At 41.1% G+C, this 26,537-nt stretch carries 28 protein-coding genes and 1 pseudogene; 22 read left to right on the top strand and 7 right to left on the bottom strand.

Annotation, left to right across the window (positions count from 1 at the left end; all coding sequences use genetic code 11):
* Positions 1–9 precede the first annotated feature (9 nt).
* The 8 genes from NQ560_RS12155 (at position 10) to NQ560_RS12120 (ending at position 8,559) form a co-directional block, all read left to right on the top strand.
* Positions 10–1,026 (top strand): glycosyltransferase family 2 protein, encoded by a 1,017-nt coding sequence (locus tag NQ560_RS12155; protein ID WP_005333747.1) that lies wholly within the window; start codon positions 10–12, stop codon positions 1,024–1,026.
* Between the two features lie 14 nt (positions 1,027–1,040).
* Positions 1,041–1,979: a DMT family transporter gene (locus NQ560_RS12150; RefSeq protein WP_118447600.1), complete on the top strand. Its 939-nt coding sequence runs from the start codon at positions 1,041–1,043 to the stop codon at positions 1,977–1,979.
* A 52-nt stretch (positions 1,980–2,031) separates the two neighbouring features.
* The gene (rbr, locus tag NQ560_RS12145; protein ID WP_040015518.1) at positions 2,032–2,640 is read left to right on the top strand and encodes a rubrerythrin; all 609 of its coding nucleotides are present in this window, start codon (positions 2,032–2,034) and stop codon (positions 2,638–2,640) included.
* Between the two features lie 10 nt (positions 2,641–2,650).
* A complete protein-coding gene (locus NQ560_RS12140; RefSeq protein ID WP_005333753.1) occupies positions 2,651–4,477 on the top strand; it encodes a S8 family peptidase in 1,827 nt (608 codons plus the stop codon).
* A 195-nt stretch (positions 4,478–4,672) separates the two neighbouring features.
* Positions 4,673–5,020, top strand: a complete 348-nt coding sequence (locus NQ560_RS12135; RefSeq protein WP_040015519.1) for a TnpV protein — start codon at positions 4,673–4,675, stop codon at positions 5,018–5,020.
* A gap of 111 nt (positions 5,021–5,131) precedes the next feature.
* Positions 5,132–6,970 carry a DNA primase family protein gene (locus NQ560_RS12130; RefSeq protein ID WP_233420475.1) on the top strand — a complete coding sequence of 613 codons (1,839 nt, stop codon included), beginning with the start codon at positions 5,132–5,134 and terminating at the stop codon, positions 6,968–6,970.
* Positions 6,971–7,165: 195 nt separating this feature from the next.
* On the top strand, positions 7,166–8,110 hold the full coding sequence (locus NQ560_RS12125; RefSeq protein WP_040015520.1) for a ParM/StbA family protein: 945 nt from the start codon (positions 7,166–7,168) through the stop codon (positions 8,108–8,110).
* Positions 8,107–8,559, top strand: coding sequence for a hypothetical protein (locus NQ560_RS12120; protein ID WP_005333760.1), 453 nt, complete (start codon positions 8,107–8,109; stop codon positions 8,557–8,559). The genes NQ560_RS12125 and NQ560_RS12120 overlap by 4 nt, the downstream gene beginning before the upstream one ends.
* A gap of 51 nt (positions 8,560–8,610) precedes the next feature.
* On the opposite strand, the gene NQ560_RS12115 is transcribed toward NQ560_RS12120, so the two are convergent.
* Entirely contained in the window at positions 8,611–8,844 is a 234-nt protein-coding gene (locus tag NQ560_RS12115; RefSeq protein ID WP_015540886.1) for a helix-turn-helix domain-containing protein, read from the bottom strand.
* Positions 8,845–8,950: 106 nt separating this feature from the next.
* Here NQ560_RS12115 and NQ560_RS12110 point away from each other — a divergent pair, with 106 nt between their 5' ends.
* The 5 genes from NQ560_RS12110 to NQ560_RS12090 all read left to right on the top strand — a co-directional run bounded on the left by NQ560_RS12110 (position 8,951) and on the right by NQ560_RS12090 (position 12,188).
* Entirely contained in the window at positions 8,951–9,214 is a 264-nt protein-coding gene (locus NQ560_RS12110) for a hypothetical protein (RefSeq protein WP_005333764.1), read from the top strand.
* Between the two features lie 111 nt (positions 9,215–9,325).
* Complete coding sequence (locus NQ560_RS12105; RefSeq protein ID WP_015540887.1) at positions 9,326–9,460, top strand: hypothetical protein; 135 nt, start codon at positions 9,326–9,328, stop codon at positions 9,458–9,460.
* A gap of 511 nt (positions 9,461–9,971) precedes the next feature.
* Positions 9,972–10,352, top strand: a complete 381-nt coding sequence (locus NQ560_RS12100) for a plasmid mobilization protein (RefSeq protein ID WP_172675350.1) — start codon at positions 9,972–9,974, stop codon at positions 10,350–10,352.
* Positions 10,301–11,542 carry a relaxase/mobilization nuclease domain-containing protein gene (locus NQ560_RS12095; RefSeq protein ID WP_233420476.1) on the top strand — a complete coding sequence of 414 codons (1,242 nt, stop codon included), beginning with the start codon at positions 10,301–10,303 and terminating at the stop codon, positions 11,540–11,542. Before NQ560_RS12100 ends, NQ560_RS12095 begins: the two co-directional genes overlap by 52 nt.
* Positions 11,475–12,188, top strand: a complete 714-nt coding sequence (locus tag NQ560_RS12090; RefSeq protein ID WP_242981852.1) for a DUF6040 family protein — start codon at positions 11,475–11,477, stop codon at positions 12,186–12,188. The genes NQ560_RS12095 and NQ560_RS12090 overlap by 68 nt, the downstream gene beginning before the upstream one ends.
* A 214-nt stretch (positions 12,189–12,402) precedes the next feature.
* On the opposite strand, the gene NQ560_RS12085 is transcribed toward NQ560_RS12090, so the two are convergent.
* Positions 12,403–13,392 (bottom strand): helix-turn-helix domain-containing protein, encoded by a 990-nt coding sequence (locus tag NQ560_RS12085; RefSeq protein WP_005333772.1) that lies wholly within the window; start codon positions 13,390–13,392, stop codon positions 12,403–12,405.
* A 192-nt stretch (positions 13,393–13,584) separates the two neighbouring features.
* Between NQ560_RS12085 and NQ560_RS12080 the strand changes: the two genes are divergently transcribed.
* From NQ560_RS12080 to NQ560_RS12050, 7 genes are all read left to right on the top strand, one after another.
* A complete protein-coding gene (locus NQ560_RS12080) occupies positions 13,585–14,169 on the top strand; it encodes an MptD family putative ECF transporter S component (protein ID WP_005333775.1) in 585 nt (194 codons plus the stop codon).
* Complete coding sequence (locus tag NQ560_RS12075; RefSeq protein ID WP_005333779.1) at positions 14,169–14,906, top strand: energy-coupling factor transporter transmembrane component T; 738 nt, start codon at positions 14,169–14,171, stop codon at positions 14,904–14,906. The genes NQ560_RS12080 and NQ560_RS12075 overlap by 1 nt, the downstream gene beginning before the upstream one ends.
* Positions 14,907–14,917: 11 nt before the next feature.
* Positions 14,918–16,408 carry an ABC transporter ATP-binding protein gene (locus tag NQ560_RS12070; RefSeq protein WP_005333781.1) on the top strand — a complete coding sequence of 497 codons (1,491 nt, stop codon included), beginning with the start codon at positions 14,918–14,920 and terminating at the stop codon, positions 16,406–16,408.
* 78 nt (positions 16,409–16,486) lie between these two features.
* Positions 16,487–16,672, top strand: a complete 186-nt coding sequence (locus tag NQ560_RS15790) for a hypothetical protein (RefSeq protein WP_227159739.1) — start codon at positions 16,487–16,489, stop codon at positions 16,670–16,672.
* Positions 16,673–17,071: 399 nt separating this feature from the next.
* Positions 17,072–17,701 carry a TetR/AcrR family transcriptional regulator gene (locus NQ560_RS12060; protein WP_008369863.1) on the top strand — a complete coding sequence of 210 codons (630 nt, stop codon included), beginning with the start codon at positions 17,072–17,074 and terminating at the stop codon, positions 17,699–17,701.
* Between the two features lie 111 nt (positions 17,702–17,812).
* Positions 17,813–19,567: an ABC transporter ATP-binding protein gene (locus NQ560_RS12055; RefSeq protein ID WP_005333790.1), complete on the top strand. Its 1,755-nt coding sequence runs from the start codon at positions 17,813–17,815 to the stop codon at positions 19,565–19,567.
* Between the two features lies 1 nt (position 19,568).
* Positions 19,569–21,308, top strand: a complete 1,740-nt coding sequence (locus NQ560_RS12050) for an ABC transporter ATP-binding protein (RefSeq protein ID WP_005333791.1) — start codon at positions 19,569–19,571, stop codon at positions 21,306–21,308.
* Positions 21,309–21,511: 203 nt separating this feature from the next.
* Here NQ560_RS12050 and NQ560_RS12045 read toward each other — a convergent pair whose 3' ends face one another.
* A complete protein-coding gene (locus tag NQ560_RS12045) occupies positions 21,512–22,087 on the bottom strand; it encodes a helix-turn-helix domain-containing protein (RefSeq protein WP_008369868.1) in 576 nt (191 codons plus the stop codon).
* 644 nt (positions 22,088–22,731) lie between these two features.
* On the opposite strand from NQ560_RS12045, the gene NQ560_RS12040 reads away from it, so the two are divergent.
* Entirely contained in the window at positions 22,732–22,977 is a 246-nt protein-coding gene (locus tag NQ560_RS12040; RefSeq protein WP_005333795.1) for a DUF6870 family protein, read from the top strand.
* Between the two features lie 129 nt (positions 22,978–23,106).
* Positions 23,107–23,316: pseudogene (locus NQ560_RS12035) on the top strand (recombinase family protein); the annotation flags it as partial.
* Positions 23,317–23,379: 63 nt separating this feature from the next.
* On the opposite strand, the gene NQ560_RS12030 reads toward NQ560_RS12035, so the two are convergent.
* The 4 genes from NQ560_RS12030 to NQ560_RS12015 form a co-directional block, all read right to left on the bottom strand.
* Complete coding sequence (locus NQ560_RS12030; protein WP_002569190.1) at positions 23,380–25,056, bottom strand: recombinase family protein; 1,677 nt, start codon at positions 25,054–25,056, stop codon at positions 23,380–23,382.
* Between the two features lie 100 nt (positions 25,057–25,156).
* Positions 25,157–25,384 carry a transposon-encoded TnpW family protein gene (locus NQ560_RS12025; RefSeq protein ID WP_004613661.1) on the bottom strand — a complete coding sequence of 76 codons (228 nt, stop codon included), beginning with the start codon at positions 25,382–25,384 and terminating at the stop codon, positions 25,157–25,159.
* Between the two features lie 417 nt (positions 25,385–25,801).
* Positions 25,802–26,062 carry a helix-turn-helix domain-containing protein gene (locus tag NQ560_RS12020; protein WP_002569189.1) on the bottom strand — a complete coding sequence of 87 codons (261 nt, stop codon included), beginning with the start codon at positions 26,060–26,062 and terminating at the stop codon, positions 25,802–25,804.
* Positions 26,043–26,483: an RNA polymerase sigma factor gene (locus NQ560_RS12015; RefSeq protein WP_002569188.1), complete on the bottom strand. Its 441-nt coding sequence runs from the start codon at positions 26,481–26,483 to the stop codon at positions 26,043–26,045. Before NQ560_RS12015 ends, NQ560_RS12020 begins: the two co-directional genes overlap by 20 nt.
* Positions 26,484–26,537 lie beyond the last annotated feature (54 nt).

Genomic DNA, 26,537 nt, shown 5'->3' with positions numbered 1-26,537 from the left:
GAAAGATGCATGAAATATATATCTTTTGCAATACCAAGTTACAATTCACAGGAATATATGTCTCACGCCATTGAGAGTATTCTTGTGGGCGGGGAAGATGTAGAGATTATAATTGTAAATGACGGATCTTCCGATGATACTTCTAAGATTGCACATGAGTATGAGGAAAAATATCCGACGATCATCAAGGCGGTGGATAAGGAGAATGGAGGCCACGGCGATGCTGTGAATTCAGGACTTACACATGCCACCGGAAAGTATTTTAAAGTTGTGGACAGTGATGACTGGGTAGATGCCGAGGCTCTTCGGAAGATTCTGGAATTTCTTAAGAAGCTGGAATCTGAAGATGAAGAGGTGGACATGCTCATTTCCAATTATGTTTATGAGAAAGTAGGAGCAACCCATAAGAAATGTATTCACTACCGTAATGTGCTTCCGCAGAATAAGATTTTCAAATGGGAAGAAATCGGACGGTTCCATCTGGATCAGTACATTCTGATGCATTCTGTTATTTATCGGACAGCGATGCTTAAGCTCAGCCAGTTAGAGCTTCCAAAACATACATTTTATGTAGATAATATTTATGTGTATTATCCGTTGCCATTTGTGCGAAAAGTGTATTACCTGGATGTAGATTTTTATCGTTATTATATTGGAAGAGAAGATCAGTCCGTCAATGAGAAAGTTATGATATCCAGACTGGATCAGCAGATTTTTGTTACAAAGACAATGATTGATATGTACCAATTAAAAAATGTAAAATGTAAGAAACTGAGAAATTATATGCTTAATTATCTCGCAATCATGATGACTGTTTCTTCTATTTTGTGTATCCGGTCTAAGAAAGCAGAGAACCTAGAGAAGAAAAAAGAACTGTGGATATATCTGAAACAGAAGGATTTCAAGACATTTATGAAGATCCGCTACGGAATACTTGGACAGACCATGAATATTCCGGGAAGATCCGGACGAAAGATATCCTCTCTTGCGTACAGTGTGGCAAGAAGAATTATAGGATTTAATTAGGAAAAAGTATGAGAATGACACAAAAACAAAACATATTAACAAAAACAGGTATTGTAGCACTTCTTGCGTGTGTATGCTGTATTTTGTGGGGGAGTGCGATTCCGGTAATCAAGACAGGCTATCGTTTCCTGCATGTAGATTCTTCTGATATTGCAAGTCAGATTGTCTTTGCAGGAGTGCGATTCACGCTGGCAGGAATTTTGGTATTGATTTTTGCATCTATTAGAGAAAAGAAAGTGATGATTCCTGACAAAGAGATTTTAAAATATGCAGTTCCGGTATGCCTAGCTCAGACGGTAGGACAGTATTTCTTCTTTTACATAGGTGTTGCCAATACATCAGGAGTAAAAGGAGGAATCATTACCGGACTTGGAAACTTTATTGCAATTTTGTTGTCTTGCCTTGTTTTTCGAAATGAACGGATGACAAGAAGAAAAATTGCAGGATGTGTTCTGGGATTTGCCGGAGTTGTGGTAATTAATTTGCTGGGGAACTCTCTGGATATGGGATTTAAGCTGATCGGAGAGGGGTTTGTTCTGATCGCGCAGCTATCCTATGGAATTTCTACAGTGTTGATCAACCTTTTTTCCAGAAAAGTATCACCGGTTGTATTGAGCGGAACGCAGTTTACGATGGGTGGAATCGTTCTGATGCTGATTGGAGCAGGAATGGGTGGACATCTGGAAAATGTTACTACAGGGGGTGTGGTAATTATATTTTATCTGGCAATGGTTTCGGCAGTGGCATATACGCTCTGGTCCGTACTGCTTGCCTGGAACGATGTTTCCAAAGTTGCTATCTTTGGATTTGTGAACCCGCTTTGTGGCGTGATTTTATCAGCACTGATACTTGGAGAGGTGAAACAGGCATTTAATGTTGGGAGTCTGGCAGCATTGATTTTGGTGTGTGCCGGAATTTATATAGTGAACTGTAAAGAGAATAAGAAGGAATAATTGTACAGCCATGGAGCATACTACTTATAGAAGTAAGAAAGGAGTATGTACCATGGCTGTTGATTTTAGTAAAAGTAAGACAAGAGAAAATTTGATGCGGGCATTTGCAGGAGAGAGTCAGGCAAGGAATCGTTATACAATTGCGGCAAAGCAGGCGAGTCGAGATAATCTGTATTCCATTAGCCAGATTTTTTTATTTACTGCAGATCAGGAGCGGGCACACGCGGAAGTGTTTTATGAATTATTGAGAGGTCAGACAGAGCAGACGATTGAAATTTGTGGCGGGTATCCAGTAAATCTTGCAGAAAATGTGACAGATCTTCTGAAAAGTGCAGTGCATAATGAAATGCAGGAGTTTGAAGACGTTTATCCGGAATTTGCTAAAATTGCAAAAGAAGAAGGTTTTGACCAGGCAGCAGGAGCATTTGACATGATCGCAAAGGTAGAAGCTGTGCATGGACGTCGTTTTGCGTTGCTTGCAGAACTGCTTGGAAAAAATCAGTATTTTGAAAATCCAGATGGAGGAGAATGGATGTGTATGAATTGCGGACATATTCAAAAAGGGAAAATGGCACCACCTGTATGTCCAAGTTGTCATTATGATCGAGGTTATTTTATTCCGGTAGAATTGGCACCATATTTGATGCCTGAGCTCATTTAAGGGAATAGAAATGCAGAGTCAGAAATTAGAAAATCTCTTGAATCAGGCATTGAATGCCACGGAAAGTGAACGTGAACGATCTCAGGAATTGAATGTAGGATATAATCCTGTGGACCAGATGTGGGAGTTGATTATCAAATATTCCGGTAATTTGGAGACAGTCCGACAGATTTCTGAGAGAGTCACAGAGCTGTTAAATGAATATGCTATTATTCATATACGTCAGTCACAGATACCGGATCTGGTGCAGATTGTAGAAGTAGAATATGTGGAAAAACCAAAACGATTATTTTTCCAGGTACGAAATGGAAAACGGGTGTCTTGTATCAATGAGGTACAGGACGCCCGTTTTTCGCTTACGGGACAGGGAGTACTTGTGGCAGTCATAGATTCCGGGGTTGATTACACACTACCTGATTTTCGGAATGAAGACGGGACAACAAGAATCCGTTATCTGTGGGATCAGTCATTAAAGGCGGTGGAGGGGGAGCATGTGCCGAAAGGATATGGAATGGGAGTGGAGTATACAAAGGAAGAGATAGATGCTGCTTTTCCAGATTTTTATCATGTAATAACACCGAAAAATATAGTGACACAGGGAGCGATAACTATCCGTACGCGTGATATTTCAGGACACGGAACGGCGGTAGCCGCTATTGCGGCTGGAAATGGAAGAGGAAGCGGCGGTGTTTATGCAGGAGTTGCCCCTCAAAGCGAATTCATTGTAGTAAAACTTGGAAATCCTATGTCTGGGGGATTCCCAAGGACGACGGAGCTTATGCAGGGAATTGATTATGTTATACGCAAAGCACAAGAGCTGCGAATGCCGGTGGCTGTGAATATCAGCTTTGGCAATACATACGGAGCCAGAGACGGAACGTCATTATTAGAGCGATTTATTGATGACATTTCTAATATCTGGAAGAGCTGCATTTGTATCGGAACTGGAAATGAAGGGGCAACCGCAGGGCATACATCGGGGAGATTACGAGAAAAGACTGTGGAAGAGCAAAATATAGGGAACAGGAATCTATTAGAAAATGTCAGAGCAAATACAGAGCAGGAGATAGAGCTGGCAGTGCAGGAAAAACAGCCATCGTTAAATGCTCAGATTTGGAAAAGATATGTAGATCAGATAGATATTTCAATTGTATCGCCTACAGGTACACGTATCGGACCAGTCAAGGAGCAGCTTGGAACACAGCGATTTACTGTCGATGCAACAGAAATACTTTTATATTACGGGGAGCCAAGTCCATTTAGTACAAACCAGGAGATCTATCTGGATTTCCTCCCACGCGGGAGCTATATAAACAGCGGAGTGTGGAAAATGGTTCTGACACCGAGAAAAATTGTGGATGGACATTATGAAATGTGGATCCCAGGCGAAGGAACATTGAATCCGGGAACCGGATTTCTCAGACCAGTAAGCAGCACGACACTTACAAATCCGGCAACCGCAATCCGGGCAATCACAGTGGGAGCATATGACAGCCTGACATTTTCCTATGCAGATTTTTCCGGGCGTGGACCACTGACCGGAGAAAGTGCAAGTGCAGTCAAACCAGACCTTGTGGCGCCGGGAGTGAATGTGAACACAGTATCTGTCGGTGGAGGAGTTGCAGAATTCAGTGGAACATCCTTTGCCACACCGTTTGTTACGGGGAGTGCGGCACTTTTAATGGAGTGGGGAATTGTAAGAGAAAATGATATTTATTTATATGGGGAGAAGGTCAAGGCTTATCTGAGAAGAGGGGCTAAGCCGATGCCGGGATTTGAGGAGTATCCAAATGAGGCAGTAGGGTATGGGGAGGACGTTATAATAAGGTTACATTGAAGAAAGTCAGTAAAATCAAGTGTTTCCGTTCATTTTCCCAACACAGAAACGAAGCACTTTTACCATGATTTTGAAGAAAATCTGCCCGGGTTGGATTCAAAATGATATGGAAAGAAAGATTTGTAGCAATGACGTAACATGAACAGTTGGTTCTGTTACAGACAACAGTTTAAACGAAAGAGAGGTCATAGGGATATGAAACTGACTTATACAAATGTAAATGGATACCTGATTCCGAACCTCACCTATAAATCCGGTGAGCAGATGGAGCAGCTTGGCAAATATGGATTCTTACGCAGAGATTATCTGAAGAACCATCGAAATTCAACCTATCAGGTGATGCTTCTGCAGGATACGATTGGAGAGCATCTTCTGGAAGTGGACAAGGCAGCCAGGGAACGGGAAGAAGTGATTCTGAAACAGTTGGAAGAAAAAGAACCACTGCCGGATAAGGAGAAAAATCAGATGGCATGGGTAAGAGCTGCCAATCAGCACAGAGCGATTGCAGAAGAGATTATCCTGAAAGAATTGATTTATGTATAAGGATTGTCAGTAACTAATCTGGCAGGTAACTGATAAAAATAGAATATTGTGAGCGAAGTAAGGCGTGAGTCATAAGATATGGCTTGCGTCTTTTTCTTTGCCTGAAAGGAAGTGATAAGTTTGAACAAGAAGTTTTTGAAGCATTATATGGAAACCAATCCAGAAGGGACAGCACAGACCTATATCTTTTTGGTGGACAATCAGGATATAGCGTTGAATATTGTGATGTCAGGTTATCAGGCACTTTGTCTGGTGCAGGAAGATGACGGATATTATTTCAGTGCAGATTCCTTTATAGAGGAAATGAGATCTATTCAGTTTACTGGAAGCTGTCAGAGTGCCTATCATTATGTGGCTTCCTGTACGGTGAAGTGGGTAAATGATAAGATACTGACATTTTTCAAAGACGCTGGTCTTGACGGAAAAGCAGGCTGGCAGTTGTTCAAAGAGAAGGAGTACCTTGGCAAACTGGATAATCAGAAAGAAGTTGAGAAATTACTGGAACAGTATATTCTTCGGTTTGAGCGAGATCCGAAAGAAGAACCGGAACTGAGCCGTTTTCACTTATTTGATGCAAAAGGGAATGTGAAAGGTGTCCGGGATATGGAGATTGTAGATTACCTGGTGGAGAATGTTCAGTTTTTTGTGGTGGGAATCACACCGTATTATTATGAGCATGGTGTTTTCCTGGAAGACCATGATGGGGTAAGAATGAAATACCGTATCCAGAAGCTGATCTATCGTGATCAGGTACAGAGTGGAGTGATCAAAAGAATCTATAATCTACTGATCGCACAGCCAAAAGTTCACCGAGAGGCATATGAACTAAATAAACAACCTGTGCGGTGGATCAATTTCAAAAATGGATATTATGATCCGGTTAAAGGCGAAATGTTGGAACACAATCCAGATTATCTGACAATCAATCAGATACCATTTCCCTATTATCCAGAAGATTGTGAGCAGGTGTTACAAGGTGGAGAAAATATAAAAAAGTATCTGGCATCGTCTCTTCCTAACAAAGAAGAACAGCAGACATTCTGGGAGTATTTTGGATACTGCATGACACAGGATACGCAGTTTCAGAAATTCCTTACACTGAAAGGAAATGGTGGAACCGGAAAGTCTGTGGCAGTATCGCTGATCCAGCATGTAGTTGGAATCACCAATATGTCCAGTATTTCTTTACAGGATTTAAATAAACGATTCTATGCGACTGGAATGTATGGAAAGCTGTTAAATGCCTGTGCAGATATTCCATGCAAAGCAATGGAGAACACAGATGTATTAAAGAAAGCAGTCGGTGAGGACACACTGATTTATGAGAAAAAAGGACAGGATGCAATTCATTTCCACTCTTATGCGAAGCTGCTTTTTTCTACCAATGAAATGCCGCAGAATCTTGAGGATAAGTCAGATGCTTTTTACCGTAGACTACTGATTCTTGATATGAACCGGGTAGTAAAAAGTGGTGAAAAAGATCTGCACTTAAAGGAAAAGGTACAGGCAGAATCCGATTATGCAATTCATATGGCGATGATTGCATTGAAAAATCTGTACGAACAGGGAAAGTTCACGGAGAGCGAACACAGCAAAGAATGTGTAAGAGAAGTGCAACGGACGTCAGATAGTATCTGTGCTTTTATTGATGAGTCATTGGTGCGTGCCAAAGGAAAACGTCTGAAACGAAGTGAAGTGTTCCATATGTATGAGGAATACTGTAAAGAGAATGGCAGACAGGGGCATGGTAAATCCAACTTTTTCAGAAATATGACAGATAAAGGTTTCCTTCTGAAGCAGTACAATGGTGAGTTTTATTATCAGGATATTGCAGTTAAGGAAGAAGATTTTTGTCCTGTAGATCCAGAAGAAAGAATACCTTTTGAAGAAACAGATATAGATTATAAACAGTTACAATTAAATATGAATCAGGAAATTAAGGGCATTTAGGGCAAAATAAGCAAAAAGAAATGTTACCGGAGCAGGAGAAATAACAAAGATAGCTGCCAGAGTACATAAAATTTTGCTTTTTTTACACTGACTGCCCTTTTTCATGTATCAACGTTTTAGCTGATACAAATATAGGTTTTTCCCAAATTTGGGAGAAAGTCAAAAATAAATATTAAGAAAGTATGAGGTATGATTATGAGAATGATGAAAAACAACAATAATGAGACAGTTATGGTGATCGGGATTGATCATGGGTATGGAAACATGAAAACAGCCACCAGATGCTTTCCATCCGGTGTAGCCAGATATGACAAGGAGCCAATCTTCCAGAATAATCTTCTTGTTTACAATGACATGTATTACCAGATCGGAGAGGAACACAAGGAGTTCTGTGCAGAGAAAACGCAGGACGAGGACTATTATGTGCTGACACTGGCGGCTATCGCAAGGGAACTGGATGGGAAAGGTATGAACCGGGCAAAGGTACACATTGCAGCCGGACTTCCACTTACCTGGGTAGCTATACAGAAAGAAGATTTCCAGAAATATCTTCTCCAGAATGAATGTGTGGATTTTACATTCCGCAATAAAGAATATCGTGTGGAGTTTGCAGGAGCTGATATTTACCCACAGGGATTTGCAGCAGCTTTTTACCGTTTACAGGATTTCAAAGGAATCAACATGCTTGTGGATATTGGAAACGGGACTATGAACATCATGTATATCAATAATTCCCGTCCATTAGAGAAGAAATGCTTTACAGAGAAATATGGAACGCACCAGTGTGTGCTTGCAGTCAGGGAATCTTTGTTGAAAGAACTGGGAACAGTGGTGGATGATCTGGTGATTGAGCAGGTGATCCGTACCGGGACAGCAGATATTGGTGAGAAATATCTGACAGTCATTCGTAAAGCTGCCGGAGATTATACGAAAGAAATCTTTCATAAGCTGAGAGAACGGGAATATAATCCAGAACTGATGCGTCTGTATGTGGTCGGCGGTGGCGGTTGTATGATCCAGAATTTTGGAGAATATGACAAGAGCCGGGTGACAATTGTACGGGACATCTGTGCCACAGCGAAAGGCTATGAAGCAATGAGCGTAAGGAAAATCCAGAGAAACGGAGGGATGCTTGTATGAGAAAAGAACGGAAAATCATCAACACAAATATCCGTTTGAATCTTTGTGATGAACAGGACAGGCAGGCATGGGAATATTTGCAGACGATGGACAGGGAAAAATATAAATCGTACACCAGAGCAGTTGTAGTTGCTTTAAACGATTATTTTTCCAGAGAGTACAGGAATGAAGCAGATCCGTATCTGGAAACCAGAGAAAAGGAAGATGCTTTTCTGGAAAGAGTGGAAACAGCTGTCCGGGATGGAGTGAAAGAATCTGCCCCGATGGCTATAGCGAAGAATCTGATGGAAATGCTTGTACCGTTTGTAAAAGAATCGGTAGGAGAAATTAATCTGCCAGACAGAACACTAACAATGGAGAAAACGGATGAAGAGATCGCAGAAGATAATCTGGACTGGGAGAAAGAAGCTGATATGGATGCAGCACTGGATTTTGCAGACAGTTTTTAGCTGATTATAAAAGAAAAGCAGTCTGGCTTACATAAAATAAATCAGACTGCTTTAAGTGGAGCTATTCTTTTTTCTTGGGTAAGGACGTTTATCATCTGTCAGGTTTAGCAGATAATCAACGCTGGTATTATGAAATTCAGCCAGTTTAATCAGAATGTGAGTAGGGATATCGACATCACCACATTCATAATTACTGTAAATACGCTGACTGCAATTTAGGATTTCACCCATATTCTTCTGCGTAAGGTCACGATCTTCACGCAGATCCCGTATTCTCTGATACATGTGTTTCACCTCTAGCATAATAATAACTTAGCGAGATATTCACTATTGAAATATAGCGGGAAATTCGCTACACTGAATTTAAAAATGTAGGAGGGAGAAGTACAGAGTGAAAGAGAAAGTGAAAAAGGTGCTGGTGTGGATTTTTGAGTTTGTCTTATTTTGTGGATATTTCTATGTTTTATTCGTGAATCTGGTATGTGGATTTGGATATGGAGGGATAAGCAGCAGAGGACAGGCAATAAAGATTTTGTGTGCTTCGTTCTTTCTTGCAGCGGGATTGCCAGGATTGATCTGGTATCAGCATCGCAGACTTATGAAACTGGAGAATTTATTACATGACCTGCTTGAAATTTGCGACAAAATAAAATAGCAGTAACAGGAAAAAGGACTGACAGTAAAGAATAGTTTTACGAAAACAGAATAGCAGAAAAAGACAATAGCAGTGATAGCATTTCAGACATTATGAGTTGGAGAAATGTTCATGACTGCTATTTTTATGCCTTTCAGCAGAAATAGAAAGCAGTTCAGAAAAAGAAAGACAGAAATAACAGGGAAATATGGCAGAAAGGTGTTTGCAGATGAGAGGGGTGTACAAACAGGCAAAGAAAAGATATAGGGTGCCGGATACGGCACATGATTGTCCGATACTTCGCATCGGAGTGGTGCATGACCAGCCTGTTTCAGAAAGGGAAAATCTATGAAAGGTGGAGCTTTTCTTTTTCTTCCGCAGTCGGCTCCTGCACCACAAACCCACCGTCATCTCCATTTGGATTTGATAATGTAGGGTGGAAAATATTGCCTGGCGGGTGTCGATTCAGTGGTGGGGAGATGACAGGCAAGTTTCGCAAAGTGGCAAGCCACTATGCACCGGAGCCAGCCTTTGGGCTGTTCCTAAACTTGCCAGAGGGCTCCGCCCCTTGGAACCCCGGCACGTCAATGGCGTAAGTATTCCTGCGAAATGTCCACCGGACATTCCTACGGAACACTTACTGATTGACTAGGACGCTGTCCTGCACCTGTATAAGAGAGCGTTGCACTCTCTTATAAATCTCCTACCAATATGCCGCCAGAACGCTGTGGCTGTTAACAAAGAATGAAAATCAAGCAATGAAAGGAGACAAAAGCCTATGAGAAAACGAAATCATACAGTAACCATACGGATGAATAAAGAGGAATACGATTTGTTTCAGAGCAAGGTTAAAGAATCCGGAAGAACACAGCAGGAAGTTGTGATAAAAGCAATCGCAGACTTGAAGATAGCAACGGCAGAGGAAATAGAAGAACTGAAAAGACTGAACCAGATGTTTGCGGATATCCTTTGTCAGCTCCGGGGAGCTACGACAAATATCAACCAGATTGCAAGAAAACTGCATACAGATGGAGAAATCCCAAACGACAGTATGTTGTATTTCCTCAATAAAAATATTCTCAAGTATCGGAAGGAGAGTGAAAGGATATGGCAGTTAATAAGACGATTAATAAGCGGACAAATACACATGGAGCAATGAGAAATTGTATTGAATATGTTTTACGACAGGACAAGACAAGTGAGCTGCTTACTTATATAACAGGCCCGTACTGTCACAATGAAATTAATTATGATCTGGTGTACAGAACCTTTTTGGAAGAAAAGAAGATGTGGAATAAAGATACAGGGAGAATGTATGCCCACAACATTATTTCCTGGCATAAGGATGAGCAGATCACCCCGGAGCAGGCATTTGAATTTGGAAAAGAGTTTGCAGAAAATTGGTTCAGTGGATTCCAGACCTTAGTGGCTGTGCATAAGGATAAAGACCATATCCACTGCCATTTGGTTACTAATTCAGTGAGTTATGAAGATGGGAGAAAGCTGCATAACACCAGAAAAGATCTGGAACGTATGAAACAGCTTACCAATCAGATGTGCCGGGAACGAGGACTGACCGTTGCCGAAAAAGGAAAGCATTTTGATGGAAGTCAGATTGAAAAAGGGGAAGTCATTGCATGGAGCAAAGACAAATATAATCTGTTCCGTCAGCAGGTAAAGGATAGCTTTGTAGCGGACTGTGCAATGGCAGTGTTAAAAGCACTGGAAAATTGTATCAGCAAAGAAAAGTTTATAGAAAAAATGAAGCAGTTCGGATGGAACGTAAACTGGACAGAGAAACGGAAGCACATTACTTTTCAGAACCAAGAGGGAAAGAAAGTACGTGACAGTAATCTGTTCAAAACATTTCATTTGGATATCAGCAAGGAGGGACTAGAGAATGAATTTAATGGAAATAGGAAAAGAGCCAGAGATTCAGCCAACAGAGACAGCAGATCAGATGAAGAACTTGCCGGATACTACCGACAAGTGGAAGCAGCTTGCGAAGGAGCAGGCGGCGTCACTGGAGCTAGTGACGGAAGAGAGAGACGAGTTACAGGTGAGAAATCAGAAGATGAACGAGTTTATCCAGAAATTTCAGGAAAGGACACACAAGCTGAAAATGGAAAAACAGAAGCTATTCTTCGAGAATCACGAAATGCAAGACGAAATTCGGAAATTAAACGACGAAATTCATCGTTTGACAACCGAACTGTCCGAAACGCAGAAGCTGAATCAATCGCTTCAGAAGAACAACGACGATTTGAGGAACAGAAACGGCTTGAAGAGCAGGAGCGAGCAAGAGCAGCTCGAAGAAGAAATAAAAGACGTTCGGGACCAGAACTCTAAATTGCAGATACAGGTTAATAAATCATCTGTTGAAGCAGTAGATGAAGCACAGAAGAAACAAAAAGAAGCAGAGAAAAAGATAGAGCAGGCAGAATCCAAAGCCCGTAACGAAAAGAAACGTGCTGAGCTGGAAATTCGTAAAGCGAAAAAAGAAGTAAAGGACAGAACGGAAAGCATGAAGTCTATAGAATATTTCTGGGGAATGGGATACATTACGGTAGTCCTGTTTGCAATTCTACAGAATGGTGCTTTTCAACATGATTTCATAGATTTTTTTATGGCTCCATTCATGTGGTATGTTCGATTTTGTAAATGGCTGGTATATCCAACTTATGATAATGGATTTAACCAGAAAATAGCATATACAGGTGGGGAAGTATGGGTTATCAGGATTCTGGCAATCGTAGCTGTGCTTTTCATAATGGGAATCATAATGGTGATAATTATGGAAACAATAAAACAATACAAAAAAATGTGGAACGAAATTTCACAAATGTTTTTGATTGGAAGCCTTTCAGGGATAGCAGTGCTTGGGGATGTAACTAGAAAATATCTGCCGGTGAATTTGATTTTGCTATTTATACTCATTAATATGGGTATCATGCTACTCAGAATATATCTTCGGAAGAAGTTTGATTATATGTAATTTGTTATTTTAATGACCAGTGGGTGGTACTTGACAAATGATAAAGCTGTTATTATGATTGCACACCGCCTAAAAACAGTACAGAAAGCTGAACGGATTTTCGCTCTGGAGAATGGAAAACCGTACAGCAGGGAATACATGAAGAACTTGTGAGACAGGATGGGATTTATCGTCATTTTATTGTTGAAAGAAGAGAGGCAACAAAATGGAGAGTTTAGGAGTCTAAATGTCTGGTGCGGCGATATTCCAAAGGTGATACACCAAAATGCTTTTTAAACACAGAGGCGAATTTGCTCTGATTCAGATATCCGACCTGTGCTGCAATCTCAGCTACAGACAGTCGTGTTGAGGCAAGCAGTTCGCCTGCTTTATTCATACGCATTTCACGCAGATAGACAGAAATATTCTGTCCGTAAACACCGCGAAAATAATTTTTTAGACTGGTTTCGCTGATAGAAAAATATTCAGCCAATTCCCACGCAGGATGATGCAGCCTTAGGTCTGAGGTGATGATATTTTCGACCTTTTTAGCAATATTAACCTGAGATTCAGTAAAGAAAGTGCAGGCCTGAGACTTAGGGATAGCCTCCAAATTTTGTAGTACTGAGAATAAAGCGAGCGTATATATTTTCATTTGAATGACTGCAAAAGAGGCCGGAAAATCATATAATTCCCATAGTTTTTTGAGAATTTCCTCAGTTTCGTGGGTCGCTGTCGATATATAAGTGCTTCCATGAGGACAAAACATCTTTGAGATTTTTCTGAAATCAATGCTAAATTCATTTTGTACCCATGTATTTTCTAAAGTAAATGTATCTATATCAATAAAGAATTCAAGCCCCTCATAGATGCGCTTTGGATAAACATATTCTTTTTGGGCGAAGCATTCTGTGAGAGAAAGTTCTCTGTCTTTGATGTAGACAAAATTTTTGTTGTTCAGGATCATTTCACAACGACCTGTCACACAATAGTTAAGAAGCAATGGACCTTTTGTAATGGAGCTGTCTGATCGAAGGTCGGGAGCCGTCCAGGTTGGAGAATTTATAAAAATATATGCCAGAGACAGACCGGGAAAAAGTGAAAAAAAGGTCATCGAACCTTTACCTTCCTTCGTATTTAATATAAGCTCCATACTATATTCAGCCTGTTTTATGGATATACCTGGTATTTTGATACATTTTTTGATCACGTCGTTAATTTTCATAGAAGATCTCCCTGATATAAGTACTTTTGCCCTGTAACAGATAATATTATAGGATTTGAAGAGAGCAGAGTCAACAATAAAACCCAATGCTGTTTGGAGCTAAAATGATATTTGGTTGTAGAGATATAACAAAACATATGGTATTTTATGGAGTAGTTAGATAGAGCTAATTATACAAGGGAGGTATTCTGTATGAATAACAAATTACAGGCGAAGGACCTGATTAATCTGGGACTTTTCACAGTCCTTTATTTTGTACTCGGATGTTGTGTGGCAATTCCGATTGGCTTTGTTCCGATATTTCTTCCGATTCTTGGTGCATTGTGGACACTGATCACAGGAATTCCATTTATGTTATTCCTGACAAGGGTAAAGAAGTTTGGTATGGTAACGCTGATGGCAATTCTGAGTGGCCTTTTGATGGGACTTACCGGAATGGGATATTGGGGTGTACCTTTGGGGCTTATCTTTGGGCTGCTGGGAGATTTGATTCTGAAATTTGGCAATTATAAAAGTGCTAAAAGGAGCCTGATTGGATATGCAGTATTCAGTCTCTGGATGGTTGGTACATATATTCCAATGTACTTCATGGTAGAAGATTCAAGAGCCAGCTTCGCAGCCAGTTTTGGTAAAGAGTATGCAGATAAAGTAATGGCTGTCATGCCTATGTGGAGCATTGTTCTTGTGATTGCAGGTATCTTTATCTGCGCAATCATTGGAGGAATGATTGGAAAAGCGTTGCTCAAAAAACACTTTGTAAAAGCAGGAATCGTGTAATGGATGAGATATTATCTGCTACTGTTGACAGCAGAAATGGAATTGTTTTAGATCCTAGAACAAAATTGTTTATGCTTATAACGATTACAACATTGATGTTCAGTACCAGCAATGATGGAATCATGAATATAGTGAAACCAATACTAAGCCTTATACCATTTGCATTGATTTTGTCAGAGCACAAATTCAAAACAGCCGGTAAATATGCAGTTCTCTATGCGGTATGCTTTGTACTGGAGCGGCTGGCATTGAATGTTTGGAGTGGTATGATTTCTTTTCTGATATTGGCAGCAACATCAATTATGACGCGTTTTGCACCGGGAATTATGACAGGCGCATATCTGATTTCTTCTACATCTGTAAGTGAGTTTATCAGTGCAATGGAGCGGATGCATGTCACAGAAAAAATCATAATACCGTTGTCAGTTATTTTCCGTTTCTTTCCTACAATCAAGGAAGAATATCAGGCAATCCGGGATGCAATGAAAATGAGAAATATCCGTTTTGGTGGTAAAAATCCATTCCTTATGATTGAATACCGGCTGATACCATTGATGGTATCCGTAATAAAAATTGGTGATGAGCTGTCTGCAGCAGCTCTAACAAGGGGACTTGGTGCACCGGTCAGAAGAACCAATGTCTGCGAGATTGGCTTTCATGTACAGGATTTTAGTGCCATTGTTGTTTGCTTTGCATGCTTTATATTGTTCTTTTTGCATCAGTATATTGTTTTTTGAGGTAGTACATTATGATAAAAATAGATCATGCAACATTTACATATGGAGAAAATAATGAATATTCTGTGGGAATCCGGGATATTGATCTGGAGATAGAAGATGGTCAGGTTATTGTGCTATGTGGGGAGAGCGGTTGTGGAAAAACAACACTCACTCGAATGATCAATGGGTTGATTCCACATTATTATGAAGGAAAATTAACTGGTGAGATATGGATAAATGGGATAAATGTTTCGCAGCAGCCACTGTATGATACAGCAAAAATTGTTGGAAGTGTTTTTCAAAATCCACGGTCACAGTTTTTTAATGTAGATACAACAAGCGAGATTACTTTTGGATGTGAAAATCTTGGAATGCCAAAGGAAGAAATCAAAGATCGATTGCAGGCTACAATTCAGGAGCTGCATCTGAAAAAATTGATTGGACGCAATATTTTTCAGCTTTCAGGTGGAGAGAAGCAGAAGATTGCCTGTGCAGGGGTTTCTATTATGAAACCGGATATTTTTGTCCTGGACGAACCCTCTTCTAATCTGGATGCAGCTTCAATCATGGATCTGCGAAGAATAATCGCCCACTGGAAGGAACAGGGAAAAACGATTATTATATCGGAGCATCGCCTGTATTATCTGCGTGGGCTGGCGGATCGGTTTATTTATATGAAAGAGGGACAGATTATTCAGGATTATTCAGCCACAGAGTTTGAAAATCTGACAGAAGAAAAGCGAGAAGAGATGGGACTGCGGGCTTATGTTCTGGAAAATCTCCTTATGCCAGAGATGTTGATATCAGAAAGAACCACAATGGAACTTCATGATTTTAATTTTGCATATAAGAATGGTCCACAGATTTTATATATCAGAGAATGTGAGATTCCGGCAAATCGGATTGTCGCAATTACGGGCAATAATGGAGCTGGAAAATCTACTTTTTCCCGTTGTTTCTGTGGTTTGGAAAAACAATGTGGCACAATCATCTGGAATGGAAAAACTTACAGACCAAAAGAAAGGCTGAAAGCCTGTTATATGGTTATGCAGGAAGTGAATCATCAGCTTTTTACAGAGACAATACAGGATGAAGTTATGATTAGCATGAAAGAAGAAAATGAGAAAGAAGCAGACAAATTTCTTGATATGCTGGATCTGATAAAAGTCAAAGACCGTCATCCAATGTCACTTTCCGGAGGTCAGAAGCAGCGGGCGGCTATCGCATCTGCAATTGCCTCCGGGCGCTCTGTGCTGTTTTTGGATGAACCAACCAGTGGTCTTGATCATAAGCATATGCTGGAGGTTGCAGAGGTTCTAAGAGAAGTGTGGGATACCGGAATTTCGGTTTATGTGATCACACATGATTTGGAACTGATTATAGAGTGTTGCACTGATGTCATTCATTTTGAAAATGGAACTATTGCAGATCAGTATCAGATGGATGCAGAAGGAATGGAGAAGATAAGAAAATATTTTATCCAGGAAAAGTGTTGTGGCAAGTGGAGTAAATCTGACTGATGGCAAAGGATATTGTAAATAGTTTTGGAAAGTAGATGAATGATAATTATGAGCAAATATAATCCTTTATGGAAGTGAATCAATAAAAATAAAACAGACGATTTCAAGTTGACTTTTGCTGAAATTGAAAACATTGCCGGAGTGCCTATAGATCATTCGTTCCTTACATTCAAAAAGGAACTTTTGCAGTATGGTTTTAAGGTGGTAAAAATTTCTATGAAGGAACTGACAGTAGATTTTGAAAAAGTCGAAGAGGAGGCTTAAACATGGAATCAAAGAAATAGAACTTGTAGTTGCATCTTCGATTGGTGCAGATCTTGCCATGGCATTTCTGACATAGGCAAAAATACCGTTAAAGCATGTATTTTTTGATGGTGGACAGTTTGTACAAATTGGAAAGGCAACACGCAGAATCATGGTTCCGTTCTTATATATAGCAATGAAAAGTTTATATTGGTCAAAAGGAAAGATGCTGAAGAGAATCATGTGGTGTGACGACGGCAAAATCAAACTACAGATGCATCTGCTAAGTGAAAATTGAATACACGGGAAAATAAAAAATCGAAACAGCAGACTTGACAAATTCCTGTAATGAGTTAAAATATAACAGTGCTATATAGCACTGTTATATTTTTGGAAAGAACTTTAGAGGATACGAAAAGAATGTCGACAAAAGCAGAAGATACACAAAAAAATATATTAAATACAGCCAGAAAACATTTCCTGAAAGATGGTCTGACCGGAGCATCTTTAAGAAACATTGTAAAAGATGCCGGACTTACTACTGGTGCATTTTACAAATATTATCCGACGAAAGAGGCACTTTTTGATGCACTGACAGATCCCTATATGGAACACATTTATCAGATTTATGATCAGATCGTTGAGGAGTTTGAAAAGCTTTCGGCCAGTGATCAGACAAGGAATATGTCGTATACATCCAGTGATGGAATGGAGCAGATGGTTGATTATATTTATGATCATTATGATAATTTCAGATTATTGTTGAAATGTGGAGACAGTGGAAAATTTGAACTATTCATACACAATATGGTAGAACGGGAAATGAAGTCCAGCCTGAAATATATGGAAAAGATGAAAGAGAACGGTGTGAAAATACCGATTGTAGAGGAAAGCCTTATGCATATGATCTATACGGGATTTTTTTCATCAGTATTTCAGATCATTGAGCATGATATAGACAGGGAGACTGCAAAGAAAAATGTGCATCAGCTGAAAGAATTCAATACAGGTGGCTGGGAACGATTGTGGAATATTGAATTCCCGGTATAACTAATGTAAGTCAGGTGGCTAATGCCAGTAAGCCACCTATTTTATTATATATGAGTTAGAATAAACTAATGAAAGAAACAACAATAAAACCAAAGTAAGGAGTGAACGAATGTGAAAGAAAAAAAGAAGTCGGCAATCAGCTGGATCCTGACATGGGCCGGACAAAAAAGAATTGCCTATGTATGGAGTGTGTTACTTGCAATCGGAAATGTGGTTTTTAAGATTTTGCCGTATTTTATTATTGCAGATATAGTAAAGCTGTTTTTAAATGGTGAAAAGGAGTTTGAAATATATCTTGCAAAAGCGGTTCTGATTGCATTATCGTTTATCATTGCAGAACTGCTTCATTCACTTTCGACAGCATTGTCACATAAAGCAACGTTTGCAGTACTTGCAAATATAAGAAAATCCTGCTGTGACAAGCTGGCGCGGGTACCTCTTGGCTATGTGAAAGACACACCTTCCGGTACATTTAAAAATATTATGGTGGAAAGAATCGACAGTATCGAGACAACACTGGCGCATATTGTCCCGGAATTCACGTCCAATCTGCTGGCACCGATTGTGATTTTGATTTATTTCTTCCTGACAGACTGGAGACTGGCACTCTGGTCATTGGTGCCGGTTATAGTGGGATTTCTTTCCTATTTTGGAATGATGCTGGATTATAAACCAAGCTTCGAGAGAACGGTTCAGACAACAAAAGATCTGAATGATGCGGCAGTGGAATATATTGACGGAATCGAAGTGATCAAGGCATTTGGAAAGACAGAAAGTTCTTATGCCAAATTTACAAAGGCGGCTTTTGAATATGCAGATTCCTTTATTTCCTGGATGAAACGGTGCTCGATCTTTCATGGACTGATGATGGTGGTCACACCTTATACGCTTCTTACGGTATTGCCGTTTGGGGCACATTATGTAGCCAATGGAACACTTGCGATTTCAGATTTTGTCATCTGCATTATTTTATCACTTGGAATCGTTGGACCGTTGATCACAGTGGGTTCCTATACAGATGATCTTGGCAAGATCGGAGTGATTGTTGGTGAAGTGGCAGGAATTCTGGAACAGCCGGAGCTTGAACGTCCAGAGAAAAGTAAAAGTGTTCCAAAAGATAACTCCGTTACACTTGAAAATGTCAGGTTTGGTTATCACGACAAAGAGATTCTGCATGGAGTAACTATGGAGCTAAAAGCAGGAACGGTAAATGCAATCGTAGGACCTTCCGGAAGCGGAAAGTCAACCATCGCAAAGCTGATTGCGTCCTTGTGGGATGTGGATTCCGGAAGTATTAAAATCGGTGGAGTTGATGTCAAAGAAATGTCGCTTGCAGATTTTAATCGGAAAATTGCATATGTTGCACAGGATAATTATCTGTTCAATGAAACGGTACGTGAAAATATTAGACAGGGAAATCCGGAGGCTACAGATGAACAGATCATCGAGGTGACAAAGAAAAGCGGATGCTATGAATTTATCATGCAGCTTGAGAACGGATTTGATACGGTTGTAGGAGGTGCAGGAGGACATCTGTCAGGAGGAGAGAGGCAGCGTATCTCCATTGCAAGGGCAATGCTGAAGGATGCTCCGATTGTAATTCTTGATGAGGCAACTGCTTATACGGATCCGGAAAATGAGGCGATTCTGCAGAATTCTATTGCAAAACTGGTAGCAGGGAAGACACTGATCGTAATCGCACACAGGCTTTCTACCGTTAAGGACAGTGATCAGATCTTTGTCGTAAATGATGGAAATGTAACAGCACATGGTACACATGAGGAACTACTGATGTTATGCCCGCTTTATAAGGAAATGTGGGATGCCCATATTTCTGTAAAAGATACGGTGAAGGAGGGAGAATGATATGTTTGGAATTCTGGCAAAATTCTTTCGTTTTTCAGGTAGGGAAAATGGTAATAAATTTAAACTGTCGATAGTGATCGGACTTATAGAGGCTCTCGCTTCAGCAATGAAGATACCGGCTATTATGTACATATTGATTGGTTTGATGAGTGGAAAACCAATAGGAAAATATATTGGTGGTTCAATTGCGATCATGGTGATTGCAATTGTAGTTGATGTCATCTGTAAGAGATACTCTACAGTGCTTCAGACAGAAGGAGGATATAATGCGAGTGCTTTTATGAGAATCAAGATTGCAGAGCATCTGCGCTATCTGCCGATGGGATATTTTAATGCCAACAGCATCGGGGAAATTTCTTCTATTACGACGAATACAATGGAAACACTTGGCGATGTAGCTGCGAGAGTGGTTATGCTGACCATGCAGGGAATTCTGGAAACATCCATGATCATTCTTATGCTGTTTCTTTTTGACTGGAGAATTGGACTGACAGCTGCAGCAGGAGTGCTTATTTTCTTTGGTGTAAATGCTGTGATGCAGAATGCAGGGAAAAACGATTCAGAGCAAAAAGTGGTATGCGATACAGAGCTTGTAAATCAGATCATGGAGTATCTGCAGGGAATATCAGAAGTAAAATCATACAACCTGCTTGGAAAACAGGCAAAAAGATTAAATGATGCAAATGAAGCATGCGAAAAGATTAATACAAAGATGGAGATGTTGTTTGTCCCTTATCATTTTCTGCAAAGCGTCATAACAAAAACCACAGGTGCAGTAATCGTAGCATGCAGTGCATATTTTTATATTAATGGAACTATGAGTGCGGTCTATGCAATTGGTATGACAATCTCAGCATTTATGCTTTATGCCAGTCTGGAATGTGCAGGAAATTATTCATCTCTTTTACATGTGGTAAGCGTATGTGTAGATAAAGCAAATGCAATATTGGAGCTGGATACCATGGATATCGACGGTAAAGAAATACAGCCGGAAAATTACGATATTAGACTTTCTAATGTTTCGTTTTCTTATGACAAACGGAAGATCATTGATGATATATCGCTCTCTATTCCGCAGAAAACGACGACAGCAATCGTTGGACCATCTGGTGGAGGAAAATCAACACTTTGCAATCTGATTGCCAGGTTCTGGGATGTGGATTCCGGGGAAGTGACACTTGGAGGTGTGAATGTAAAAGACTACAGCATGAACAGTCTGATGCGTAATTTTTCATTTGTATTTCAGTCGGTGTATTTGTTCGCAGACACCATTGAGAATAATATTAAATTCGGACGTCAGGATGCAAGTCATGAGGAAGTGGTGGAAGCGGCGAAGAAAGCGTGCTGTCATGATTTTATCAGCAAACTTCCGGATGGGTACGACACAGTGATTGGAGAAGGTGGAGCCACACTTTCCGGCGGTGAGAAACAGCGTATTTCGATAGCCAGAGCGATTATGAAGGATGCGCCAATCGTCATATTGGATGAAGCAACGGCAAATGTTGATCCAGAGAATGAAAAGGAGCTGATGGATGCAGTAGATGCACTTACAAAGGAAAAAACGATTATTATGATTGCCCACAGATTAAAAACGGTCAGACATGCAGACCAGATTGTGGTTGTTGACAAAGGAAGAATTGTACAGCAGGGAACACATGAGCAACTAATGAAGCAGGAAGGCATTTATAAGAGATTTGTGGATGCAAGGCAGCAGGCAGTAAGCTGGAAACTGGCCCACTGAGAAATAATCCACAGTTGGTGAATATCCAAATTGAATTGTCTGAAAGAGATTTAATTTAAGTTTCTCTAAGTTTCACTTGTATAGGTGGAATGAGGAAAATTCAATAGAGCAATATGAAAAAAGCACTGAAAACCGTTGGACTGATGGTTTTCAGTGCTTTTTTCTTTGGTTAAAGAGAAAAAACATAATAAATTTAAGTTTTGCTAAGTTTCACTAAGTTCTGCATTTGCAGATCGCCATTGCCTTTTCGGCTCATATTTCCCACACCCATCACAGGTCTGTGGCCAGTTAATTTTCCACTCAAAATACTCATCTCTGGTAATTTTACCGGATTTCAATTCTTCTTTTCTGAGAAGCCATTCTTTCATAAAATCATTGAGAACTCCATAATTGAACCACATACCAACAGGTGGATGAGCCGGCCAGTTATCAGAATCATGATAACGGACAGCGGTACCCTCACTGGAATTGCATTTTTTACCCGGATAGGTTTCTAACTGAAAGAGATTAATAGCTGCTGGGTTAAATTCATCAATCCAGAACAGAATTTCCATCAGTTCAGAGGCGTCCATCGTGGTTGGCTCATGTAGTGTCAGTGGGTTTACGTCCAGAATCTTAGCCATTTCAGTTACCAGATCTTTGCGGGGAACCCGGTAATTCGTTTCATATTGGGCAAGACGATTTGCACCTTTATCGCCCCAACCGAGGGCAGCACCAAGTTCTGCCTGTGTCATATTCCGGAATGTCCGGATTTTTTTTATTTTATCACCGATTGTCATATCAGATTTCCCACTTTCTTTTTGATAAATCCATTTTACTACCAAAAACAGTGAATGTAAACAGAAAGATTCGCATTGAAGCGAACAAAACACTTGACATTCGCATGAATGCGAATTAAAATAACAGTACGATAAAGGTTCGCATGAAAGCGAATGTACAGATGAGGATAAATACTTTTTGCAAATTATTGCAAAATGAGGTTGGTAAAATCCTTCTGTCAGGCTTTATTAGTGAGAGGATTTTTTTGAAGTGAACAACATTTTGGTGTTTCCAGGCTGTAATAAGTGAAAGGATATTCAAAAAAACTCTTTTGTACCTTGAAAATTACATGAGCTGTATAATCTGATCTCACAGATGCCATAACCCTGTAAATGATTTTATGGGCGAGCGTCGAAGATACTCCGGAAACGACTGGTAGGCTTGCGAAGAAGCTGGCAGTATTCAGAAATACTCTGATAGAGGTTGACTGTGACGTTGACAACGGGTTATACAAATGGAAGCCAACACGCCGAACAGAATATGCAATGCCATAGTAATAGATAAAATTTGAGAACAAAATGTGAAAGGTAAGGTGATGTGATTGAGAAAATTGTAGGTATAGGACAACTGATACAAAGAATATGTTGGAAAAGAGGTGAGCATCATGGTGAATCAGTCGGTAATAGATTCTAGTGTTGATCTGGAGCAGTTAAAGGACATTGAAGATTTAATTCCTGATATGGATAAAGCTATTTCTGAGAAAGTGGAAACTTTTCTGGATAAATCCGGCAATCAACCGTATGCTCACATGAATGAAGGGTATGTGGTGGTCGTGGAAATGACCGGAGAAATGGATGCCACAGATGCCATTAGTGATTATCTTAGAAAAAGAACGGAGTTGATGTATTAGATGCAAGTCTTGAAAAAATATCTTGCGAAGCTACAGATGTTATGTTAATGTGAGGTCAGGGAAAATGAACGTGATACATGGTTTCTGACTTCAAATTCAATGGAATAAGTAAGTTGGGAGCGATGTAAAATGGAACAGATGCAAATTAATATGCCAGATATATACGATGCTGCATTGTATCTTCGATTATCGAAAGATGATATGGAAGAGGGCGGTGCGAAGTCAGAGAGCAACAGCATTGCAAATCAGAGAGAGTTACTTCGGAGCTTTGTAAAAAGCCAGCCGGATATTCAGATCTTTGATATATATGTGGATGACGGATACTCAGGAGGAAATTTTGTTGAGGTAAGATAACGATACCTTTTTTGCAGAGGGTGTTATCTTACCTCTTTTTGATGTATGTTAGATAGCATAACTCTTTACGTCGGCTCCTATCTGTCTGAAATAGGAGATACTTTCGGTAGGCTTGTCACCTGTATCAACTCTGCCGACAAAGCTATAAAAGATTTCGATTTTGCGGGTGTTCGTTTCCTTATCCAGTTCGTGAATAAGAATACGGTCAATAAATTCATGGACGTTTTCGTAGGTCAGTTCTTCAATCGCTGTGTATCTGCGTACCAGTGCGACAAACCTTTTTACGTCCGCGCTGCGCTCGGTGGCGTTGTCGATTTCCTGTGACAGCTCCGCAATCCTCCGGGTCAGCGTCTTTTTTTCTTCATCATAGCCGGAAGTCAGAAAAGCAAATTGTTCATCTGAAAGTTTCCCTAAAGCGTTGTCCTCGTAGAGCTTGCGGAATAAGATGTTCAGCTCGTTAATACGGTTCTGCGCCTTGTCAAGCTCTTTCCGCTGCTGTGTCAGCGTCTTTTGTACTGCCTTTGCGCTGCACTCGTTGGCTGTTTCGATAAACTCCTGTTCATGCTCTTTCACATAAGACGTTACTCGCTGCAAGTCTGCAAGGACAAGTTCTTTCAATACGCTTTTGCGGATATAATGCGTAGTGCAGAGCATATCATTTCTTGCCCGGTTGCGGTAGTTGCCGCAAGTGTAGGCGTGTTTCCGTTCAAGCGTCCCGGCTCCGCGTACTGCATACATTTTGTAGCCGCAGTCCCCGCAAAAGAGCAGCCCGGAAAACAGGTCAATTTCATCAACCTTTGTCGGGCGTTGCCGGGTGGCAATCCGCTTCTGTGCAAGTTCAAAGGTTTCTTCATCAATCAAAGGTTCGTGAGTGTTGGGGAAGAAATACCTTTTTTCCTCCGGGTTCTTTTTCGTCTTTTTCGACTTATAAGATACCTTGTAGGTTTTCCCGGTTATGGTATGCCCTAAATATTCTTTCCTTGTCAGAATGTCGTACAGCGTCTTATCCGGCCAGTTGTACCATGCGTTGAGCTGTGGGCGGGGGTGGCGTTTGCTCCCTGTCCTGCGGTAGCGCAGTTCCCCGACGGTCAGTATTTCATTGTCCCGCAGCCAGTTCTGGATTTCACACATACGGTCGCCCCGTACATACATTGCAAAAATCTGTTTTACGACGTGCGCCGTTTCCGGGTCGGGTATCAGATGATTGCGGTTATCCGGGTCGATAAGGTAGCCGTAAGGAGCTTCGCCGTTGACGCGCTCGCCTTTCTGCGCCTTTGCCTGTTTGACAGCCCGGATTTTCTTTGAGGTGTCGCGGGCGTAAAACTCGTTGAACCAGTTCCGCAGAGGGGTAAACTCGTTATCTTCCCTTGCTGTGTCTACACCGTCGTTAATGGCAATGTAGCGCACTTCATATTCGGGAAAGACAATCTCTATCAGCTCCCCGGTTTTCAGATAATTACGTCCCAGACGGGAAAGGTCTTTTGTTATGACGGTCGCCACGTTCCCGGCTTCAACCTCATGCAGCATGGCTTGAAGCCCCTCACGCTCAAAGCTCACGCCGGAAAATCCGTCGTCTACGAAAAAGCGCGTGTTGAAAAAGTGGTGTTCGTCAGCATACTTTTGTAAAATCAGTTTTTGGTTCTGTATGCTCTCGCTTTCCCCGGCTTGCATATCTTCCTGGCTCAATCTGCAATATAAAGCGGTAATCTTGTCTGTCTGTAACATTTTGTCCTCCTTTCCGACGACAGACAAGCATGGTATTTGTACTGTCTATATTATACCACATACCGCTGCCTGTGTCATGTATAAAATGTGAAGAAACGCCCTATTTCCGGGCGTTTGCGGGGTTCAGTTCCATGTCTTTGCGAATGAGTTTTTTTATCTTTTTATCCAGTGTGTCCGTTGCGCGTTCACTTGCGGACGAACATACAAGGTAAGTAACTTTTCCTATTTTATGCTCCGTTGTGGTAACGGGCGTTTGGTTTTGCGTCAAAGAAAATCCCCCTTTCTTTCGCAAACATATAATATAGTCTATGAATAGCAGCAAGTCCACTATTCAATAAAACAAAGGCTTTAATCGGACGGTTATTAGCATAACCTCATGGGAATTTCACCCCGGCATGGTTCTCATGCCGCCCTACCCATTGCCTGCGACGCTCTTAACGCTCGGACTGTGGCTGTAAGGAAGTATCATTGTATATTCTGCGTGTCGTCGCCCGCAAGCCGCTACACTTGCTTTCCGGCGCGGTGTTGGTCGCTCGGCTGTCCGGGCGGGGATAACCTCACCCGGATAGCGTCATGGCGCACCCGCCGTATGGCTCGGCGCAAAAGGAACGTATCCGATTTGCCCTATGCTGCGCCGCCGTTATCTTGCGCCGCTTTCTTTGTCAAGGTTCAGAATGGCTTTGCTGCCGCGTCAGCAGCGGAACGGAAAAGGGGGAGAGAGAAAGCGTCCCGCCGCCGCTGCGGTTTATTCCTCTGCCTTAAAGGTGAGGACAGCCATCATCAGTTTTGCTTGCAGCCGTTCCCGAATGTCGTGGTCTACGCCAAAATAGACGTTCCCGCGCTCGTCGTACAGCTTCCGCATGGAGAGGCGGGCTATGTAGCCGCTGAAATGCTGCAAGACAATCTTCATGGCGTCCGGGTCGCCCTTTGTCGCTGCCACAATGACAGGATAAGGAACAAGGGCATTTTCCGGGTAGCCGGGTTCGTTACCATTCGTCCCATTCATCAGCATTTTCCTCCAGATATTTTCTTAATTTCTCAAAAGAGCTTGTCCGCCTGTACTGTATCGTGCTTCTCGACGTGTTGAACAGCTCCGCAATCTCGGTATCGTTCATTCCCTCGAAGTAATACAGCAATATGGCTTTGCGCTTTTCTTCCGGCAAAGTACGGATTGCTTCAAGAAGCAGCTTTGGCGTGATTTTCTTCCCGGCTTTCTCAAAGACGGTTTCGGCGGCTTCACGTTTGAAATATTCATCAAACGTATGAAGCTGCCGCGCTTCGTCTAAGGTCATGTCGGAAAAGGTCACTTCCTTTGCCTTGTGTCTGCGAAGTTCTCTATGGGTGTCGCAAGCTTCATTGTGCAATACCGTATTACAAAACTTCTGAAAAGCACACTGTTTGTAAAACTCCCTGCTATTAGGTTCCACATTCTCACCTCCTTTCTCGTTGGAAAGTTGGTGGTGCTTCCCCCCTTTTCGCGG

Source organism: Dorea formicigenerans, from assembly GCF_025150245.1.
In the GTDB taxonomy this organism is placed as follows: Bacteria; Bacillota; Clostridia; order Lachnospirales; family Lachnospiraceae; genus Dorea; species Dorea formicigenerans.
This window is presented reverse-complemented; position numbering and strand designations above follow the sequence as displayed.

Bases quoted from the DNA above. Each gene is read 5' to 3' on its own strand.
- NQ560_RS12155 (WP_005333747.1), top strand. From the start codon at position 10: ATGAAATATATATCTTTTGCAATACCAAGTTACAATTCACAGGAATAT.
- NQ560_RS12150 (WP_118447600.1), top strand. From the start codon at position 1,041: ATGACACAAAAACAAAACATATTAACAAAAACAGGTATTGTAGCACTT.
- rbr (WP_040015518.1), top strand. From the start codon at position 2,032: ATGGCTGTTGATTTTAGTAAAAGTAAGACAAGAGAAAATTTGATGCGG.
- NQ560_RS12140 (WP_005333753.1), top strand. From the start codon at position 2,651: ATGCAGAGTCAGAAATTAGAAAATCTCTTGAATCAGGCATTGAATGCC.
- NQ560_RS12135 (WP_040015519.1), top strand. From the start codon at position 4,673: ATGAAACTGACTTATACAAATGTAAATGGATACCTGATTCCGAACCTC.
- NQ560_RS12125 (WP_040015520.1), top strand. From the start codon at position 7,166: ATGAGAATGATGAAAAACAACAATAATGAGACAGTTATGGTGATCGGG.
- NQ560_RS12120 (WP_005333760.1), top strand. From the start codon at position 8,107: ATGAGAAAAGAACGGAAAATCATCAACACAAATATCCGTTTGAATCTT.
- NQ560_RS12115 (WP_015540886.1), bottom strand. From the start codon at position 8,844: ATGTATCAGAGAATACGGGATCTGCGTGAAGATCGTGACCTTACGCAG.
- NQ560_RS12105 (WP_015540887.1), top strand. From the start codon at position 9,326: ATGACTGCTATTTTTATGCCTTTCAGCAGAAATAGAAAGCAGTTCAGA.
- NQ560_RS12100 (WP_172675350.1), top strand. From the start codon at position 9,972: ATGAGAAAACGAAATCATACAGTAACCATACGGATGAATAAAGAGGAA.
- NQ560_RS12095 (WP_233420476.1), top strand. From the start codon at position 10,301: ATGGCAGTTAATAAGACGATTAATAAGCGGACAAATACACATGGAGCA.
- NQ560_RS12085 (WP_005333772.1), bottom strand. From the start codon at position 13,392: ATGAAAATTAACGACGTGATCAAAAAATGTATCAAAATACCAGGTATA.
- NQ560_RS12080 (WP_005333775.1), top strand. From the start codon at position 13,585: ATGAATAACAAATTACAGGCGAAGGACCTGATTAATCTGGGACTTTTC.
- NQ560_RS12075 (WP_005333779.1), top strand. From the start codon at position 14,169: ATGGATGAGATATTATCTGCTACTGTTGACAGCAGAAATGGAATTGTT.
- NQ560_RS12070 (WP_005333781.1), top strand. From the start codon at position 14,918: ATGATAAAAATAGATCATGCAACATTTACATATGGAGAAAATAATGAA.
- NQ560_RS12060 (WP_008369863.1), top strand. From the start codon at position 17,072: ATGTCGACAAAAGCAGAAGATACACAAAAAAATATATTAAATACAGCC.
- NQ560_RS12050 (WP_005333791.1), top strand. From the start codon at position 19,569: ATGTTTGGAATTCTGGCAAAATTCTTTCGTTTTTCAGGTAGGGAAAAT.
- NQ560_RS12045 (WP_008369868.1), bottom strand. From the start codon at position 22,087: ATGACAATCGGTGATAAAATAAAAAAAATCCGGACATTCCGGAATATG.
- NQ560_RS12040 (WP_005333795.1), top strand. From the start codon at position 22,732: ATGGTGAATCAGTCGGTAATAGATTCTAGTGTTGATCTGGAGCAGTTA.
- NQ560_RS12030 (WP_002569190.1), bottom strand. From the start codon at position 25,056: ATGTTACAGACAGACAAGATTACCGCTTTATATTGCAGATTGAGCCAG.
- NQ560_RS12020 (WP_002569189.1), bottom strand. From the start codon at position 26,062: ATGAATGGGACGAATGGTAACGAACCCGGCTACCCGGAAAATGCCCTT.